The following is an 18,545-nucleotide window of genomic DNA, read 5'->3' on the forward strand; positions in this document are numbered from 1 at the left end:
CCTCGCCGCGGACCGTGTCACGCACCCCGACACCGTCGTCCACGTGACCGCCCATGCCGGAGTGGGTGGGGCCCTGCTCATCGGCGGGCGTGTTCATCACGGCAGTCATGGCATGGAATGGGGAGGTCGGGCACGTGCCGGTGTCTCTCGACGGCCTGCCCTGCCGTTGCGGGTCACGCGGCTGCCTGAACACCTACCTCCACCTCCGGGCCCTGACCCGGGCTGCCGGGATCCCCGAAGGAACGGGAGGACCGGGGCCCGCAGCCGCGCGAGCCGAACGGAACCGCCGGCTGCGCGCCGGTGACGAGCGGGCCCGCGCGGCATTCGACACCGCCGGACACGCCCTGGGTGCCGCTCTGCTGGCCGTCGCCAGCGTGATCGGCGCGGGAGTGGCCATCCTCGGCGGCCATCTCGCCGACTGGGCCCCGTGGTTGATGCCCGGCATCGACGCCCGTCTCATCGGCCGTCGCACCGCGATCGAGCATGTGCGGTTCGCTGTCTCCACCGGTGTCCTCGGCGCCGACGCCACACTCGGAGGCGGCGTCCACGTGGGCAGGGAGCAGGTCCTGGCAATGCCCGCCGTCGTGCCGATGTCCACCAGCATGAGGATGCCGGCGCTCCCGGTGGCCGAGCCCTGAGGCGTCGGTTGTCGGTTGTCGCTCGTCGGGCGTCGAGAAATGTCCACGTAATTGCTGTGCATATTGTTAACAAAGTTGTAGCGTGCGTTACGGCCTCGACCCCGGGGCTTTGGCGAAGCACTCGGTGCTCAATGAGGGGAGACCCATGCAGAGGCTCTCTACGTCTTTCGGACGTGACGCGTACGTTCACCCTGCTGGCGCGGCGGGAGGGCGCCCCGCGGCTCGAGGCCGGCTCCCGAGAGGTATGGCGCTCGCGGGTTCCCTGGTTCTCGTGGCGGTCGCGGTGCCGACCTCCGTCGCGGTGGCGGCGTCCCCCGCCGGCCACGGTCGCCCGGTCGACTCCCAGGATTCCGCGCTGGACTTCGACTCCGCCGCCTACACGACGATCACCGTTACCGTTGACGGCCGCCCGATGAACGTCCGCTGGTACAAGGAGATCTGCTACGTAGCCAAGCCCGTCGCCGCGGCGGCCCAGCAACCCGGCGGCCCCGGCGGTGGCAGCACCACGATCCCCAACACCGCCTGCGGCTACCAGAGCATGAACGTGTTCGTCCCTGAGAGCGCCTTCGGCGACCAGCGGACGCCGGTCTACTTCGCGGTGAACAACAGTGGCTGGAAGGCCAGCTACATACGGGCGAGCGTCACCGCCGGCACCTCATACAACAGCTCGACCAGTAACGTCGGCGCCGCGCTGAAGGCCGGGTACGTCTTCGCCGACGTCGCCAACCGCAGCCGAGGCTTGGTCGGTGCTGACGGCTCGGCCCCCGGCAAGGCCCCCGCCGCGGTGGTCGACGCCAAGGCCGCCGTCCGCTACCTGCGCCTCAACGACGCCGCCATGCCCGGCAGCGCGGAGCGGATCGTCATCAACGGCACCAGCGGCGGCGGCGCACTGGTGTCGATTCTGGGCGCCTCCGGCAACAGCACCGAATACGCCCCCTACCTCGCCGCGATCGGTGCCGCCGGCATCGACGCCAAGGGGCGCAGCACCCTGCGCGACGACGTCTTCGCCGTCAACGCGTACTGCCCGATCACCGACCTCGGCAACGCCGACGCGGCCTACGAGTGGCTGTACAACGTCCTCGACACCCGAAACCGCACCGGCTCGAACCCCTCGCCTCAGGACGCCACCGCGATCGCGGCACAGTTCGCGGCCTACGAGAAGAGCCTCGGGCTGCGCAACCCCGACGGCACGCCGCTCACCGCCGCCACCATGCTCGACACCATCAAGAAGGAGGTCATCCGCTCTGCCGAGACGTACCTGAAGGCTGACCCCGCCCACACCGTCCCGCCGCTGGGCGGCACCTTCGAGATCACGTCCGGCGGCCCCGGGGCACCGCCCACCACCAGGTCGTACGTCAACGACTGGATCGACGTCGACACCGCCACCGGCACGGTGCGCTCAGTCGACATGGCGAAGTACCTCGTCTTCGTCGCCACCCAGGCCACGCTCAAGACGACCCCCGCCTTCGACGCCGTGGGCGTCAACGGGAACACCACCAGCGGCACCGAGACCGACCTCTTCGGCCCGCCCACCCAGAAGTACATGAACTACACCGAGTACAGCTGGAACCACAATGACGTCGCCGGCGACGGCAGCGGCCTCGACGACACCGGACTGACCTGGAAGCAGTACACCGCCAGGAAGAGCACCACCGTCGACGACCAGGTTCACCTGATCGACCCGATGGACTTCGTCGGCAGCAGCGCCGACACCGCGCCCAACTGGTACGTCCGCCACGGCACCCGTGACCGGGACACCGCGTTCACCGTCTCGGTCAACCTCGACCGGGCCCTCGCTGCGGACCCGCAGGTCAAGAGCCTGAACTACCAACTCGCCTGGAACCAGCCGCACGCAGGCAACTACGACGTGCCCGAAGCCATGGCCTGGATCGCAGGCGTCGTCAGCAAGGCCGGCAACCCCCTCACCGCCCGGCACAAGGGATAGGACAACCGCCGGCCGCCCCGTCCAGGCCGGACGGGGCGGCCGACGGCTGTCATTCCTGGTAGTCGGGGTACCAGGGCCGCGGGTCGACGTCGCGGAACTTGGCCCGGGTGAACATCTCGCGCAGATCGTAGGGCCGAGTGACGTCGTAGACCACCTTGGCGGTGACGCCCTGGGCGCGTCCCTCCTCCAGCCCTCCCGGGGGACTGTAAGACGTTCGGCTCTGGCCCGTACTCGGTGGTGACGCCGGGCAGCCGTCCTTTGTCAGGATCTTGTGATGGACGTCAACTCCCTTGTCGGCACGGTGTTTTCCGGACTGTCGGTGCTGGTCGTCGTGGACGTGGCGGACGGTGGTGACGCGGTGGTCGTCACGGCTCGCGCTCGGGATGCGGCGGTGCCGTGTCCGGTGTGCCGGACGCTGACGGCTCAACCGATGGTGGCAAGCCCTCCGAGCTCCAGGTCCTGATCGACGCGGTCATCACCGGACACGACATTGACCTCTACCACCGGATTCAACGAACTACCGGTAACCGTGCCGGTCGATCAGCGCCGCCACGCCGTCGAGCACGACCCCGAGTCCGAACTCGAAGTCCGCGTCCGGCTCGTCCGCCTGGTCGAGGGCATCGGATGCGAGGACGCGCGTGACGGCCGGGTGGCGTTCGGGGTCGGCAAGGGCGGTGAGGGTGCGCTGGTATCGGCGCAGGACCTCGTCGGGGGCGTGGCCGCTGGCCGTGTACGCGGCATCCAGGTCGGACATCAGCGTCGCCTCGTTGCGCACATAGCCGCTGACCAGCGTGATCACGCCGAATCTTCGTGTACTTCTTCGGCGGAGCCATCGACACCGGTACGGAGTACGTCACTTACGTCGTCCCCGGCGTCCTGCTGCTGTGCGCCGGCTTCGGCTCGGCCAGCACCGCCGTGGCCGTCACCGAGGACCTCAAGGGCGGCATCATCGACCGCTTCCGGTCCCTCGACCTCGGCGGCACCCCGATTCTGGCGGGCCACGTCCTCGCCTCCACGGCCCGGAACCTGATCGCCACCGCCCTGGTCTTCGCGCTCGCCTTCGTGATCGGCTTCCGCCCCTCTGCCAGCCCGGGCGGCTGGCTCGCCGCGGTCGGCCTTCTGGTCGCCTACATCGCGGCGCTCTCCTGGCTGTCCGCCGCGGTGGGCCTGCTCGTCAAGTCCCCTGAAGCAGCCGGGGGTTTCACCTTCCTCGTGAGCTTCCTGCCCTACCCGAGCAGCGCCTTCGTGCCGACCGACACCATGCCGTCGTGGCTCCAGGGCTTCGCCACCCACCAGCCCGTCACCCATGTCATCGAGGCGGTACGCGGACTGCTGCTCGGGCAGCCGGTGGGCTCGACGGGGTGGGTGGCGCTCGCCTGGTGCACGGGCATTCTCGCCTCTTCGGTGGCCGCTTCGGGAGCGTTGTTCAAGTGGCGTACGGCTTAGTACTGCGACGGTCTATGCCCTGGCTGCGGTCTATGTCCTGGCTGTTGACCAGGACAGTCGTCGGTGTGGTGATGCGTGGGGACCTTGCTGATACCTGCTGACCGCGATGAACCACCGGGGGAGGGGCCGGGGCCGGCGCCCAGCAAGCTCGTCGGCATCGGCGTCCGCACAGTCATCCTGGACAGCGTCCAGTACGCCGAGCTGTGCGAGAAGTTCGCCGCCGGACCCTTCCGGCATCACGTTCGCCGCTCTCGCCGAGTTCATCCGCGAACTCATCGTCCAGGGCGCCAACGAGGGCCCGGACGCCGCCCGCGCCCGCAGAGCACGACTCGGCCGCCCGCCGGCCATGACCGAGTAGCAGATGCGGAATGCCCATCACCTCGCGCCGGTGATCCGCCACCGGCACAACGTCTGTTGCCGACCGGCTGGAACGGCCGCCGCAGCCGTTCCCACTCGGCGCTGCCACCTACGGCTGGTCCCTGGGGCCCTCGTCCCTGTCGGACGACTGACTCGCAGCACCCGGGGCAGTGCCGTAGTAGCCTCTGATCCACGCGGTACGCAGCGCGGACGGCCGCGGGTACTGGCACGTCGGGGACTCCCCTCTCCGACTGGCCTCAAGCCTTCCTCAACGGCCGTGCACGGTCCTCGGGTGTGCCCACGCCGCACGCTCTCCTTCATGTTCTTGCCTGCTGATCGGTCTCACGCGTGTCGTCGACGCCGCGGTCGCGACGCCAGTCGGCGGCTATGCCGCGGGTGGTGAGGGCGTTCCGCAATTGCGGGCCCAGGAACTCGGAACCGAGAAGGCGCCGGAGGTTCGGAAGCAGCACGAGAGTGTGACGGTTGCGGACGAGAGTTCCGCAGCGCAGTTAACCGATTGTGTTCCGCCTGCCGGGCGAAGGACCGGGCATGTCCCGAGTGCAACCGGATCTTTCGCGGCACTCGGGGCACATGTCCTGGCTGCGAAGCAACGGACCAGGTCTGTGTGGACTGCCATAACCCCTTCTGGGACGTGACCGTCGATGCGGCCCAAATGGCAGAGAATACCTGCGGAAATCCGTATGAATCGCTCCCGAGCCTATTACCAGGCACGCCGGGCGAGGGCGTGACCTGCCGCGGCCAGCACGACACAGACCGCGGCGAACACCGTGGCCCGCAGAACCCGGAGATCTTCTCCGGAGCGCCGCCGTGCGCGGGTGGGGGGGGGCACTCGGGCGCACGGCACGCTCAAGACGAGGCGCGGACCACCAGTTCGGTGGGCAGAACCACGTGCTGACGCGCCACCTCGTGATCGTCGATCTCTTCCAGGAGGATGCGCGCGATGGTGTTGCCGATTTCCTCGACGGGCTGACGCACGCTGGTGAGGGGGGGATTGCTGTGCCGGGCGAGGATGGAGTCGTCGAATCCCACCACTGACACGTCGTCGGGGACGACGCGTCCCCGCCTGCGGAGTTCCGCCAGCGCCCCCACTGCCATCACGTCCGAGGCGACGAACACGGCGTCGAGTGAGGGGACTTGTTCAAGGAGCGAACGCATCGCTCTCTCGCCGCCCTCCTCGGTGAAGTCGGCCGAGGCCATGAGGCGGTCCTGCGCCTCGAACCCCTCCTTCGCGAGAGCGTCGCGCCAGCCTTGGAGCCGGCTGCGCGCCACGTCCATGTCGAGGGGACCGCTGATCGTGGCGATCGTCCGGCGCCCTCGTGCGAGGAGGTGCTCGACGGCCGCCGCGGCTCCGCCCGCGTTGTCGGAGTGCACATGGCTGAGCGACTCGGCGGGGGAGCGGCGCCCGGCGAGCACGGTGGGCAGTCCCATGTCCTCCAGCAGCCCCGGTAGCGGGTCGTGTTCGTGCACCGAGACCAGGAGCACTCCGTCGACTCGTCGCTCCGCCACCGACTCGGTGAGCTGGTCCCGCTCGGCCTGATCGCGCACGAGTACCAGCTGGAGTTGCGTGCGGGTCTCGGCCAGGGCCGTGCTCACCCCGCGGATGACGGCTGAGAAGTAGGGCTCGGAGCCCAGCCGGCTCTCCGACTCCGGAATCACCAGTGCGACGGAGTTCGTCCTGCTGGTCACCAGCCCTCGCGCGACCGAGTTCGGCACGTAGTTCAGCTCGTCGATGGCGGCGAGTACGGCGGCTCTTGCCTTGTCGCTGACGAGTTCCGAGCCGTTGATGACTCGTGAAACCGTCGTGCGTCCGACTCCGGCGCGCGCCGCCACGGTCTTGATGGTCGGGCGGTGCCTGCCCCCCATGACGTCTCCTTGTTCGAGTGGTGGCCGGACGGCTTTCACCTGCGCATTGTGCCAGACCCGCGCAGGGCGCCCGGAGCGTGCGGGCGCGGTGGCGTGACATCTCCCGGCAACGAACTGGATTCACCTTCTTGACAGGAGCCTTCTGGGGCGGACACGCTGCGGACCTCTGGTGGGAACGTTCCCATCGCGGTTTGGGAACGTTCCCACCGGATAATTCGGGCCCATGGAGCGGACCGTGGCGCCTGAGCACCGGTGCGTCAGCGCCGCTGCCGGGAGGATGAAAATGGGCAAGGACCGAAGGACGTTGCGCACACGAGCCGTAGCCGTCGTATCGGCTGTGTCGGCTCTCGGTCTGATCGTGGGCTGCGGAGGCAGTGACAGCGGGGGAACGGGCGGGGGAAAGAAGGACGGCCAGGTCACCATCACCATGGGCCTGTTCGGCGTCATGGGCTTCAAGGAGACCGGCCTGCTGGACAAGTACATGAAGGAGCACCCGGACGTCGTCATCAAGGCGGACGTGGCGGGCGACGAGCAGACCTACTACACCGCCCTGCAGACCCACTTGGCCGCCGGCAGCGGGCTGAAGGACATCCAGGGCATAGAGATCGGCCGCGCGAAGGAACTGTCCGACACGCAGAAGGACAAGTTCGTCGACCTGGCCGGCGTCGCCGGGACCGACCACTTCCTTCCGTGGAAGCAGAGCCAGGTCACCACGACGGACAAGAAGGTCATCGGTCTCGGCACCGACATCGGTCCGATGGCGGTCTGCTACCGCAAGGACCTCTTCGAGCAGGCAGGCCTGCCCACCGACCGCGAGGAGGTCGCGGGGCTGTGGGAGGGCGACTGGTCGAAGTTCGTCGACACGGGCAAGCGGTTCAAGGAGAAGTCGAAGGACGACAAGGTCGCCTTCATGGACAGCTCCAGCGGACTGTTCAACGCCATGATCTACGGCAACTCCCAGCAGTTCTACGACAAGCAGGGCGAGCTGATCTACGCCACCAACCCCGCGGTCAAGGAGGCCTGGAAGCTCGCCTCCGAGGCCGCCGAGTCCGGCATGACCGCGAAGCTCCGGCAGTTCCAGCCCGGCTGGGACCCCGGTCTGGCGAACAGCACCTTCGCCACCACCGTCTGCCCGGCCTGGATGCTCGCCCACATCAGTGAGAAGGCGGGCCCGGCGAACAAGGGCAAGTGGGACGTCGCCAAGGCGCCCAAGGGCGCCAACTGGGGCGGGTCCTTCCTCGGCGTGATGGAGCAGAGCCCCGTCAAGAAGGAGGCCCAGGAGCTCGTCGCCTGGCTCACCGCCCCCGAGCAGCAGGCCTACCTCTTCAAGGAGATCGGCAACTTCCCCTCGTCGCAGACCGCGCTGGCCATGCCCGACGTGGTCGACGCCAAGTCGGACTACTTCGGCGGCGCCCCCATCGGTCAGATCTTCGGCGCCGCGGCCAAGGAGATCCCCGACGAGCAGGTGCTCGGCCGCAAGGACGGCACCATCAAGGACATCTTCTCGCAGGGCCTGACCTTGATCGAGGCGCAGAACAAGAGCCCGAACGAGGCGTGGGAGACCACGGACAAGCGCATCGAGAAGGCCGCCGGCTGACCCTGGGCCCCGTCGCCCACCCGCGGAGCCGTCTGGCGGCCCACGCCCCGCCCGCCTGGGCCGCCAGGCGCTCCGCCCCGCCTCCCACCCTCCAGGAAGGACGCCTTCCGGTGGCCATCTCCACCTCCACACCCCCAGCCGGCGCGCCCGGCGCAGTCCCGCCGGACGGCACCGGCGCCGGGCGTGAGCGCCGCAGTACGCTGCTGCACCGCCTCGACGTGCGCGGCGCCCCGTACGCCTTCGTCGCACCGTTCTTCGTCGTCTTCGCCGCCTTCAGCTTCTACCCGCTCGTCTACACCTCGTGGATCTCCCTGCACCGCGTCGAACTGTCGACCCTGAACCTCATGGAATGGGTCGGCTTCGACAACTACACCGCCCTGTGGGACGACGAACGCTTCTGGAACGCGCTGCTGAACACCATCACCATCGGCGTCCTGTCGACCGTGCCGCAGTTGCTGATGGCGCTGGGCCTCGCGCACCTGCTCAACTACCGGCTGCGCGGCTCCACGTTCTTCCGCGTGGCCGCCCTGACGCCCTACGCCACCTCGGTGGGCGCCGCGGCCCTGGTGTTCACGATGCTCTTCGAACGCGACTTCGGCATGATCAACTGGATGCTGAGCCTGGTCGGCGTCGACAACATCGACTGGGAGAACAACAAGTGGGCCGCGCAGACGGCCATTTCCACGATCGTCATCTGGCGCTGGACCGGCTACAACGCCCTGCTCTACCTGGCGGCCATGCAGGCGATCCCGCGCGACCGCTACGAGGCCGCGGCCATCGACGGCGCCTCGCGCTGGCAGCAGTTCCTCAAGGTCACCATTCCCGGCATCCGCTCCACCATCGTGTTCACCATTGTCCTGTCCACGATCGGCGCCACCCAGCTGTTCGGTGAACCCCTGATCTTCGGCCAGGGCCCGAACGGCATCACCGGGGGAGCGGACAACCAGTACCAGACGCTGGGACTGCTGCTGTACGAGGAGGGCTGGAAGAACTACCAGATGGGCCGGGCCGCCACGGTCGCCTGGGCGATGTTCCTGCTGCTCATCGTCGTGTTCGTCGTCCAACGAGTCGTCAAGTGCGTCGTGGCGCGCAGGGCCTGACCGGGAGATCCCCATGACCACAGACAGCATCCCGGTCCAGACGGCGGACGCACGCCCCGGGACCGCACAGAAGAAGACGCGCAGGAGCGACGCCCCCGCCGGCCGCAGTCGTCAGCTGTTCCGGCACCAGGGTGCCGGACGCCAGCACCACGCGGGCCCCGTCGCCTACATCCTGCTGGGGATCGCGGCGCTGTTCTCGCTCTTCCCGCTCTACTGGACGATGGTGGCGGCGTCGAGCGACAACACGCGCGTCACCCAGACACCTCCGCCGTTCCTGCCGGGACCCCACCTCCTGGAGAACCTCGGCAAGGCCTGGCAGGACGCCGCTCTGGGCAAGGCCATGCTCAACAGCCTGATCGTGGCCGGTGTGATCGCCCTGTCCACGGTGCTGTTCGCCACCCTCGCCGGCTTCGCCTTCGCCAAACTCCGCTTCAAGGGCCGCAACATCCTGCTCATGCTGGTGATCGGCACCATGATGGTGCCGCCCCAACTCGGCGTCGTACCGCTGTTCATGATGATGACGGAACTGGGCTGGGGTCAGCGGCTGCCCGCCGTCATCTTCCCCACGCTCGTCAGCGCCGTCGGGGTGTTCTTCATGCGGCAGTACCTCGCGGAGGCGCTGCCCGACGAGCTCGTCGAGGCCGGGCGGGTGGACGGTGCGCACTCCCTGCGCATCTTCTGGAGCATCGTGCTGCCGATCGCCCGGCCGCCCATGGCCGTACTGTTCATGATCACGTTCGTGCATGCCTGGAATGACTTCTTCTGGCCGTTCATCGTGCTCGACATGACCAACCCGACGGTCCCCGTCGCACTCACCCAGCTGAGCGCGGGATACGTGCGCGACCAGTCGCTGATCATGGCGGGTGCTCTGCTCGGCACCTTGCCCCTGCTCGTCATGTTCGTCGTCTTCGGCCGGCAGATCGTCGGCGGAATCATGCAGGGAGCGGTCAAGGGATGAGCGGCCCGCCGCCGTCCCCGCGCTGCCACGACCCTCCGCCGCCCGCCACCGCAGTTCGCCGCCCCCGCCCCGCAGTTCATCTGGAAGGACTCACGTGACCACCGTTACCCGACGTGTAGGACCCATCCCGGACCACACCGACGTCATCCGGTTCCCGCAGGGTTTCACCTGGGGCACGGCGACCGCCGCGTACCAGATCGAGGGTGCCGCCGCCGTCGACGGACGCACCCCCTCGATCTGGGACACCTACTCGCACACGCCCGGCAGGGTGCGCAACGGCGACACCGGTGACGTGGCCACCGACCACTACCACCGCTGGCGCGAGGACGTCGCGATCATGGCGGACCTCGGTGTGAGCGCCTACCGGTTCTCCCTGTCATGGCCGAGGGTGCAGCCGACCGGCTGCGGCCCGGCTGTCCAAAAGGGACTCGACTTCTACCGCGCACTGACCGACGCGCTGCTGGAAAAGGGCATCGAACCCGTCGCCACGCTCTACCACTGGGACCTGCCGCAGGAACTGGAGGACGCCGGCGGCTGGCCGGAACGCGTCACGACCGACCGGTTCGCCGATTACGCGACCCTGGCGGCCCGGGCGCTGGGGGACCGGGTGAAGACCTGGACGACTCTCAACGAGCCCTGGTGCAGCGCCTTCCTGGGGTACGGCTCGGGCGTCCACGCGCCGGGACGCACCGACCCGGTCGCGGCCCTGCGCGCGGCCCACCACCTCAACCTCGCGCACGGCAAAGCCGTCCAGGCGCTGCGTGCCGAACTGCCCTCGGGCGCGCGAACATCCATCACGCTCAACATCCACCAGGTGCGGCCGCTGACGGAGACCGCCGAGGACCGGGACGCGGTCCGCCGGATCGACGCGCTGGCCAACCGCGTGTTCACCGGTCCTCTGCTGGAGGGCCGGTACCCCCAGGACCTCCTCCAGGACACGGCCGGCCTGACCGACTGGTCCTTCGTACGAGACGGCGACACGGCCACGATCCACCAGCCGGTCGATTTCCTGGGCGTCAACTACTACACCCCCACCGTCGTCTCGGCTGCGGGCGACGAGGCCGGCCACGGCTCCGACGGCCACGGAATGAGCGAGCACAGCCCGTGGCCCGGCGCGGACCGGGTCGCCTTCCACCGTCCTCCCGGCAGGACCACCGCGATGAACTGGGCGGTCGACCCCAGCGGTCTGTACGACCTGCTGATGCGGCTCAAGGCGGACTTCCCCGGCATGCCGTTGATGATCACGGAGAACGGAGCCGCGTTCGACGACTACGTGAACCCGGACGGAGAGGTGGCCGACCCCGACCGCATCGCCTACCTGCACGGCCACCTGTCGGCCGTGCAGCGTGCCATCGCGGCGGGCGTCGACGTGCGGGGCTACTTCCTGTGGTCCCTGCTCGACAACTTCGAGTGGGGCTACGGCTACAGCAAGCGCTTCGGTGCCGTCTACGTGGACTACCCCACCGGCAAGCGCATCCCCAAGGCCAGCGCGCGCTGGTACGCCGAAGTCGTACGAACGGGCACCTTGCCGGACGGCAACGGAGAGGACCGGTGAGTCCGCGCTGAGGGCGCACCCCTTCGCCGCACGCGAACGCCCTGCCGGTCGACGGATCCGCCGACCGGCGGGAGTTGTCTCCCCGCCGACTGATCGCACGTGACGAGGGGCTGCCCCATCGCATCGATCACCTCACGGTGATCACGCCACCGGCCCGGGGGACCGGACTCGAAAGGGCCGCCGAGGGCGTCACCCACCGCTGAACCGACGACCGCGCCAGCGGCCCGCTGAATCCGCCGGCGGAGCGGTCGGCCATTGCCATGGCCGAACAGGCCATCGGCCAGCCGTTCCCCGAGCCCTTGGTGGAGTCCTTGCTGCGGCACAACGGCATGGGCCACTACGAACTGCTGCCGCCGTTCTGGTCTTTGCTTGAGGTGCAGAGCATCACCAGTGCCTGGGAGACACGCATGAAGATCTACGGAGATGAGCTGGCGGGAGTAGAGGAAGGCGACCCGGACGGGGAATACGGGCCGTGGTGGCATGCGCAGTGGATTCCCTTCGCCTTTGATGACGCAGGGGATTACCTCATCATGGACCAGCGCCCCCATCGTCGCCGCGGAAGGATCGGCAATGCCGATCATGAAACAGGATGCGCCTTTCGGCGTCACCCCATGTGGGCGTCGCTCCCGGCTCTCCTGGATGCGACAGCCACGGCTCTGGAGACCGGCCAGGCGGTGGACGGTTACTCGCCTGTCGCAGTCGACGAGGATGAACTGGACTGGGACTTCTGACGCTCAGGCCGCTGCGACGGCCCATCGACTTGGGCCAGGGGTTTTCAGGCTGTGTCCCGGTGGTCCGGTCCTCTGCGGCGACCGGGTTGAAGAAGCCGTACCAGCCTCGCCCCGCCCGTCGACCGAGGCGGTGTTGCGGGCCATGACGTCATTGACAGCGTGTCCGTCCCAGAGGACTGGTGTGCGGTGACGACGTTTCCCGTCAGCGGATGTCATGGTCGGGGTGCGTCTGGTCGTAGGCGTGCCGTGCTTCCGCGATGCCGGCACGGTGGGCGAGTGACCAGTCGGCGAGTGCCTTGACCAGATGGGTCAGGCCGGCTCCGGTCTCGGTCAGGCGGTAGTCGACCTGGGCCGGGACGGTCGGGTAGACGGTGCGCAACACCAGGCCGTCGCGTTCGAGCCTGCGGACGGTGAGGGTCAGCATGCGCTGGGAGATGCCGTCGATGGCACGCTGCAGTTCGCGGAACCGTCGTGGTCGACCAGCGAGCTCGACGATCACGAGCACCGACCACTTGTCGCCGATGCGGTCCAGGACGTCGCGGATGCCGCAGTCGGGGTGGTCTTCCCGGCCGCAGGGGTCGAGGTCGGCGGGGGTGGTTATCCCGGTGTGCGTGAGTGACATCGAACTGCCTTCTTGTAGCCGGTGGGTGTGCGATCAAGGATGAAGCGTAGCTACCGATGAGAACCACGACCGAAGGCTGCGATTGACATGATCTTGGTGACCGGAGCGAACGGGAACCTCGGCTCGTCCACCCTCGCGGCGCTGCGCGCCGGCGGTGTCGATGCGACGGGCGGCAGCCGCACGCCGGGCGAGGGGATGCGGCACCTCGACTTCGACGACCATGCGAGCCTCGACCTCACCGAGGTGTCGACCCTGGTGCTGATTTCTGCCGGATACGCCGAGGACGACCAGGTCGTCGGGCGGCACACGGCGGTTGTGGACGCCGCGGTGCGCGACGGCGTCGGCCACGTCGTCTACACGAGCCTGACCGCGGCCGGCGACCATCTCGGTTTCGCGCTGGCGCACCGTGCCACTGAGCGCCTGGTGCGAGCGAGCGGATTGCCGTGGACGATCCTGCGCAACGGTCTGTACGCCGAACTCTTCGGCGGCCTGCTGATGTGGGCCGGCGATGGTGTGGAGTCCGCGTTCGGGGAGGTTGCCCTGGCGGCGGTCGCGCGGGAGGATCTCGCCGACGCCGCGGCGGCCGTTGCGGCGAACCCGGCCCGGCACAGTGAGCGGGTCTACGACCTTGTCGGTACGCCGATCACGGCGGGGCAGGTGGCCGACCGGTTGGGGGTCCCGCACCGCACCATCGGGCTGGGCGAGTACCGGCGCAGGCTCCTCGACGAGACGCCAGGGCTCCTGCCGTTCCAGCCGCCCATGCTCGCTTCGATCGCCACGGGTATCCGACACGGCTTCCTGGACGGCACTGCTCCCGACCTCGCGGATCTGTTGAGCCGCCCGGTCCGCGATCCACTGGCTGTGGCCGTCGCAGCCGCGTGGGCCACACGGCCGGAAGCGAGCGTGTAGCGGCCCGCACGCGCAAGGCCCGGGGAGCGCCGGTCCGCAACGAATCCGGCGAAGAAGACCCGTTGCCGCCACGGCAGTTCATGCAAGTCGGCGAGTTCACCGGGCTGGCTGGTCTGGATGAGTGCAGGTGCCCGGGATCCTGCGCACCGTAGCTGCGGGAAACGCTGCATCAGGACTCGGTGCGCACTGCCTGGGGAGCCGGGCGCCGCGAAAATCACTGCGTCCGGTGGGCAGACCGGCCACTCTTGGTAGTAGCAGACGGCATGCTCGCCGTCCTGTGCGTGATCGTTCCACTCGTGCTCGTCGCGGGGCAGACAGAAGAAGGCAGACAGAAGTCAGAGTGGTCCCGGCCGCTGTGCCGCCGATGGGGTTCCGTGGATTCCCGGCGACGCCTGCCTTTCCAAGGTTTTCAGAATAGGGGTGGTCATCAATGACCGTGGAGTCGATACCGGTGAAGGCCGCGCCGAAATCGCTGGTATGGCAAGGCGATGAGCTGGAATCCGGATGCGGTCGGCGCTGGGGCCGCGACGGGGTGGAGCGGAAGGTGGCCCTCGCGTGGAGCTTTCCGTTCGACGCCGGGATCACCTCGGTCTCAGGGCCGTACTCCGCGCTGTACGAGGAACGCGGCACCGAGGGGGTGTTGCTCGAACGCGAACGGTTCGTGCGCGAGTTGAGCCGCAGCGACTACCAGGCGGAGAACTACGACTACCCGCTCGCCCTGGGCGCATTGGGGGACGGGCGCGAGGTCGTCGTGCACTGCCCCGACGAGTACAACGAGCTTCAGATCGAGGACGCGGGAAGCGGCGAGCGGCTGACCGCCGGCAGGCGTGAGCCGCAGGACGTCTTCCACTCCAGGCTCAGCCTGAGCCCGGACGGTCGGTACCTGCTCGCGGTCGGATGGTATTGGCACCCCTTCGGAACCGCCATGGTCTACGACACGGCACTCGCGCTCACCGACCCCGGCACTCTGGACGGCAAGGGTCTGCTGCCGGCAGCGGCGGTCATGACAGGCGAGGTGACAGCAGGCTGCTGGCTCGACGTCGATCGGCTGGTGCTGGCGACGGGGGCCGAAGGGGGGACCAGCGAACAGCAGTTCACGCTTCTGCCTCGCCACCTCGGTGTGTGGTCGGTGTCCGAGGGACGGTGGATCCACCGCACCCCGGTCGCCGATGCCGAGCCGGGTGTCCTCCTGCTGCCCCGTGGCGATCACGTGATCTCCTTCCTCGGCCACCCACGACTGCTCGACACGACTACCGGGCGCCTCGTTGTGGAATGGCCCGAGGTCGGCCTACCCGTCAAGACCACATGCTTCGGCGTCAGCCACCTCCCCTCTCCCGTGGCCGCCCTCCACCCCGACGGCACCCGGCTGGCCGTCGCGCAGACAGAAAGCATCGCCCTCATCACGCTCCCGTGATCCAACGCGCTGCACGAAGCGTGATCACGCGCACCGAATCCCGGAAGTGCCCATCCGCTCGCGCAAGTGCAGCGGAGCTGCTGTCGCAGCCGCCGCGTCGCTGGACAGTTCCTGCATCAGGTGCCCAGGGGGGCCACCAAGGACGACGGCTCCATGCTCAAGACGGCCAGGCCGGAGTCCTTGGCTCGAGAACTCCGACTGGCGTCGTTGTTCTGCTCCGGACTGCTCAGCGGCTCAGGCAGCGGTCAGCTTCCGGATGCGCGGGTGGTTCTCCAGAGCCCACCGCACGGTCTTCGGCGGGCGTCCGAACAGGGTCTCCAGGTCGTCGGTGATGCCCCCGTATGCTCCGCGGCTGATGATCCGGGTCAGGGTCTTCAGGTGCTCCGCGATGTGCGGGTACGCGGACATGTGGGTGTCCACGTAGGTTTCGTTCCAGGTCTCGATGTCTTCGGGAACGTAGGTGACCGGGCGCCCCAGCACGGCCGCGAAGTCCTCTGCGATCCCGTGCATGTCCTTCAGCTCTGGGCCGGTGAGCGCGTAGGACTTGGAGAGGTGCGGCGCCGGGTCGGCCAGGATCTTCGCGCACAGTTCCGCGACGTCGTAACCGGCGATGGGTGCGACCCGGTGGTCGCCGAAGGGCAGACGCAGTTCACCGTCGGCGAGTGAGCCAAGGGCCAGCCAGGTCATGATGGGGTTCTCGACGAAGAAGCCCGCCTGGATGTGACGGTCGGGACGCCGGACCACTCCAGCACCTGCTCGGCGACCCAGTGGGCCCGCTGCTGGGGCGACCAGTTGGCGACGATTCCGCCGAGCCGCGCGCCGTTCTTCCTCCGGCGCGGTCATCTTGTCGAAGGTCATGAACGGCTGCTCGTACCCGGCCGGTGCGATGCCGCGGGCCGACGGTCGGCCCTTCTGCCCCGCGATCCCGGCGGTGGGACCGTCCATCGGGCCAGGCTCGGCGATGACCGCGCGACGCAGGTAGGCGGCAGTGGCCGGATCGGCCAGGGCGCGGGTGAGCACGGCCGCGCCCGAGGAGAATCCCAGGACGTCACCGCGCCCCGAGCCGACCGCGCAACCTCAATCGGTACTGCCGCGCAAGCCAGTCAGGCCCGGCCGGATCGACGCCGAGCCGACGCGCCGCCGACAGGTAAAGGCCGGTGCGGGCCTGACCTTCGGGACATCTTCCGTGGTGACGACCACAGCGAAGGATCGGCGCAGTCCGAGGCTGTCGAGGTCGTCACTGGCCCACCGCGCTCCCGCAGAGATGGGTCAGTGCGCAAGGGGAAACCCTTACACGGACGGAACCCCCAATACCTCACTCACCACTCGGTTCGGCCACCGGCTCGCGAACGACGGCGACGCCTCCCTCGGGGACGGTGACCGAGCCCACGACCGGTTTGCCCGTGAGGAGTTCGACTCCGTCGGCGGGGATCTCCGCGCCGTGGCCGGCGTGGTCGATCAGGAAGAGGTAGTCGGCATCCGTGCCGCGCCGCCTCACCACCTCGACGCCGGCCGGAACCTCGCGCTCCGGGCGCACGCCCGCCTCCTGGCAGATGCGCTCAAGCACGGCGGCCAGGGTGGTGGGGTCCGGGTGGGTGGCGATGTACCAGGCGGTGCCTTTGCCGTACACGTGGCGGGTGATGGCCGGGACGTCCGCCAACGGTCCGTCCACGTACGTGGCGACGGGCTCCGCACCGGTGAGCCGGAGGCGTTCGGTCCACAGGTCGGCGGTCGCGTTCTGCGGGATCTGGCCGGCCAGGCCGACCGACTGGCCGGGCAGCAGGGGGAACAGTTCGTCGCCGTGCACCCCGAGAATCTCCCGGAAGGCGCCCGGGTGACCGCCCAGGCGTATGTGGCAGTTCTCGTCCACCGCGCCGCTGTGGAAGCCCATGGCCAGGGTGCCGCCGCGCTCGACGAACGCCGCCAGGCCGGCCGCTCCGGTGTCGTCGACCAGATACAGGCTGGGGGCGAGTACGAGCTGGTAGCGGTCGAGGTCAGGGGCGTCGGGGCCTATGAAGTCGACGGCCACACCGGCCTTCCACAGCGATGTGTACCAGTGCCTCACGAGGTCCTGGAAGTGGAGTTCACCGCTGGGCTGGGAGGGCTGCTCCATGGCCCAGCGGGAGTTCCAGTCCCAGACGACGGCGACCCGGGCGGGGCTGGTGCTGCCCCGGACTTCCGCCAAAGCCCGTAGGTCCGCGCCGAGTTGTACGACGTCCTGCCAGATGCGGCTGTCGGTGCCCGCGTGCGGCAGCATCGCCGAGTGCCACTGCTCGGCGCCCGCCTTCGCGGCCCGCCACTGGAAGTAGGCGATGCCGTCGGCGCCGTGCGCGACGTGGGCGAGCGCGTTGCGGCGCATTTCGCCGGGCCCCTTGGCTCGGTTGACGGGCTGCCAGTTGACTGCTCCGGTGGAGTGTTCCATCAGCAGCCAGGGTCCGCCGGCCAGGGAGCGCACCAGGTCCCCGCAGAGCGCGATGTCGATCTCCGGCTCCGGGTCGGTGGAGCGCAGGTAGTGGTCGTTGGAGACGATGTCCAGCTCGGGGGCCCAGCGCCAGTAGTCCAGCGCGTCGAAGTTGTGCATCACCATGAAGTTGGTGGTGGCGGGGGTGCTCGGGGCGGCGCGGCGGAGCACGTCCCGTTCGGCGGTGAACAGCGACAGCAGTTCGTCCGAGCAGAAGCGGCGCCAGTCCAGCAGGTGGGTGGGATTGGGGTCGGCGCCGGTGGCGCGGGGCGGGATGATCTCGTCCCAGGCGTAGTACCACTGGCTCCAGAATGCGGTGCCCCAGGCATGGTTGAGCGCCTGCAGGTCGTTGCCGTACTTCGCCCTCAGCCAGTCCCGGAAGGCGGCCGCGCTGGTGTCGCAGTAGCAGGCGGCGTTGTGGCAGCCGTACTCGTTGTGGACGTGCCACATCGCGACGGCCGGATGGCCGGCGTAGCGCTCGGCCAGCGCGCCCGCGATGGCGAGCGCCGCGGCACGGTAGGCAGGGCTGGACGGGCAGAAGGTCTGGCGGCTGCCGTACGACAGCGTGCGGCCGTCGCGGTCGACCGGCAGGGCCTCGGGATGGGCGCGGAAGAACCAGGCGGGCGGGGCGGCCGTCGGGGTGGCGAGGTCGGCGGCGATGCCGTTCTCGTGGAGCAGATCCAGGATCTTGTCCATGCGGGAGAAGTCGTAGACGCCCTCGGACGGCTCCAGCAGGGCCCAGGAGAAGATGCCGACGCTGACCATGGTCACTCCGGCCTGGCGCATGAGGGTCATGTCCTCGGCCCACACCTCCTCGGGCCACTGTTCGGGGTTGTAGTCGCCGCCGTAGGCGATGCCGGGCAGGCGAAGACGGCGTTCGGTGCTCACTGGTGGTGCTCCGGGAGGTGTGGGAAACAAGTGGGAGGCT

The 18,545-nt window shown here is 68.9% G+C and carries 15 protein-coding genes and 1 pseudogene; 10 read left to right on the top strand and 6 right to left on the bottom strand.

Features of this window, described 5'->3' with window-relative positions; genetic code table 11:
- The first annotated feature begins 107 nt into the window (after window positions 1-107).
- Together ACWD0J_RS07830 and ACWD0J_RS07835 are read left to right on the top strand one after the other, a co-directional pair.
- Window positions 108-638, top strand: coding sequence for an ROK family protein (locus tag ACWD0J_RS07830; RefSeq protein WP_451494870.1), 531 nt, complete (start codon window positions 108-110; stop codon window positions 636-638).
- 271 nt (window positions 639-909) lie between these two features.
- Entirely contained in the window at window positions 910-2,583 is a 1,674-nt protein-coding gene (locus ACWD0J_RS07835; protein WP_451494871.1) for a subtype B tannase, read from the top strand.
- Window positions 2,584-2,632: 49 nt separating this feature from the next.
- Here the strand turns inward: ACWD0J_RS07835 and ACWD0J_RS07840 are convergent, their stop codons facing one another.
- Both ACWD0J_RS07840 and ACWD0J_RS07845 read right to left on the bottom strand, forming a co-directional pair.
- On the bottom strand, window positions 2,633-3,010 hold the full coding sequence (locus tag ACWD0J_RS07840) for a hypothetical protein (RefSeq protein ID WP_451494872.1): 378 nt from the start codon (window positions 3,008-3,010) through the stop codon (window positions 2,633-2,635).
- 90 nt (window positions 3,011-3,100) lie between these two features.
- Complete coding sequence (locus tag ACWD0J_RS07845) at window positions 3,101-3,382, bottom strand: TetR/AcrR family transcriptional regulator C-terminal domain-containing protein (RefSeq protein ID WP_451494873.1); 282 nt, start codon at window positions 3,380-3,382, stop codon at window positions 3,101-3,103.
- 5 nt (window positions 3,383-3,387) lie between these two features.
- Here ACWD0J_RS07845 and ACWD0J_RS07850 point away from each other — a divergent pair.
- Window positions 3,388-4,029 (top strand): annotated as a pseudogene (locus ACWD0J_RS07850) (ABC transporter permease); the annotation flags it as partial.
- Between the two features lie 1,224 nt (window positions 4,030-5,253).
- On the opposite strand, the gene ACWD0J_RS07855 reads toward ACWD0J_RS07850, so the two are convergent.
- Window positions 5,254-6,270: a LacI family DNA-binding transcriptional regulator gene (locus tag ACWD0J_RS07855; RefSeq protein WP_451494874.1), complete on the bottom strand. Its 1,017-nt coding sequence runs from the start codon at window positions 6,268-6,270 to the stop codon at window positions 5,254-5,256.
- Window positions 6,271-6,553: 283 nt separating this feature from the next.
- Here ACWD0J_RS07855 and ACWD0J_RS07860 point away from each other — a divergent pair, with 283 nt between their 5' ends.
- The 5 genes from ACWD0J_RS07860 to ACWD0J_RS07880 all read left to right on the top strand — a co-directional run bounded on the left by ACWD0J_RS07860 (window position 6,554) and on the right by ACWD0J_RS07880 (window position 12,211).
- Window positions 6,554-7,867: an ABC transporter substrate-binding protein gene (locus ACWD0J_RS07860; protein WP_451494875.1), complete on the top strand. Its 1,314-nt coding sequence runs from the start codon at window positions 6,554-6,556 to the stop codon at window positions 7,865-7,867.
- Window positions 7,868-7,977: 110 nt separating this feature from the next.
- Window positions 7,978-8,967, top strand: coding sequence for a carbohydrate ABC transporter permease (locus ACWD0J_RS07865; protein WP_451494876.1), 990 nt, complete (start codon window positions 7,978-7,980; stop codon window positions 8,965-8,967).
- A 13-nt stretch (window positions 8,968-8,980) separates the two neighbouring features.
- The gene (locus ACWD0J_RS07870; protein WP_451494877.1) at window positions 8,981-9,925 is read left to right on the top strand and encodes a carbohydrate ABC transporter permease; all 945 of its coding nucleotides are present in this window, start codon (window positions 8,981-8,983) and stop codon (window positions 9,923-9,925) included.
- Between the two features lie 94 nt (window positions 9,926-10,019).
- Window positions 10,020-11,480, top strand: a complete 1,461-nt coding sequence (locus ACWD0J_RS07875) for a GH1 family beta-glucosidase (protein WP_451494878.1) — start codon at window positions 10,020-10,022, stop codon at window positions 11,478-11,480.
- Window positions 11,481-11,740: 260 nt separating this feature from the next.
- Complete coding sequence (locus ACWD0J_RS07880; protein WP_451494879.1) at window positions 11,741-12,211, top strand: SMI1/KNR4 family protein; 471 nt, start codon at window positions 11,741-11,743, stop codon at window positions 12,209-12,211.
- A 202-nt stretch (window positions 12,212-12,413) separates the two neighbouring features.
- Here the strand turns inward: ACWD0J_RS07880 and ACWD0J_RS07885 are convergent, their stop codons facing one another.
- Window positions 12,414-12,833, bottom strand: coding sequence for a winged helix-turn-helix transcriptional regulator (locus ACWD0J_RS07885; RefSeq protein ID WP_451494880.1), 420 nt, complete (start codon window positions 12,831-12,833; stop codon window positions 12,414-12,416).
- Between the two features lie 87 nt (window positions 12,834-12,920).
- Between ACWD0J_RS07885 and ACWD0J_RS07890 the strand changes: the two genes are divergently transcribed.
- Both ACWD0J_RS07890 and ACWD0J_RS07895 read left to right on the top strand, forming a co-directional pair.
- A complete protein-coding gene (locus ACWD0J_RS07890) occupies window positions 12,921-13,742 on the top strand; it encodes an NAD(P)H-binding protein (protein WP_451494881.1) in 822 nt (273 codons plus the stop codon).
- Window positions 13,743-14,193: 451 nt separating this feature from the next.
- Window positions 14,194-15,156, top strand: a complete 963-nt coding sequence (locus ACWD0J_RS07895) for a hypothetical protein (RefSeq protein ID WP_451494882.1) — start codon at window positions 14,194-14,196, stop codon at window positions 15,154-15,156.
- A 234-nt stretch (window positions 15,157-15,390) separates the two neighbouring features.
- On the opposite strand, the gene ACWD0J_RS07900 is transcribed toward ACWD0J_RS07895, so the two are convergent.
- Both ACWD0J_RS07900 and ACWD0J_RS07905 read right to left on the bottom strand, forming a co-directional pair.
- Window positions 15,391-16,176, bottom strand: coding sequence for a hypothetical protein (locus tag ACWD0J_RS07900; RefSeq protein ID WP_451494883.1), 786 nt, complete (start codon window positions 16,174-16,176; stop codon window positions 15,391-15,393).
- 295 nt (window positions 16,177-16,471) lie between these two features.
- On the bottom strand, window positions 16,472-18,505 hold the full coding sequence (locus tag ACWD0J_RS07905; protein ID WP_451494884.1) for a beta-galactosidase: 2,034 nt from the start codon (window positions 18,503-18,505) through the stop codon (window positions 16,472-16,474).
- Window positions 18,506-18,545: the final 40 nt, after the last annotated feature.

It is taken from the genome of Streptomyces sp. NPDC003011, assembly GCF_053591515.1.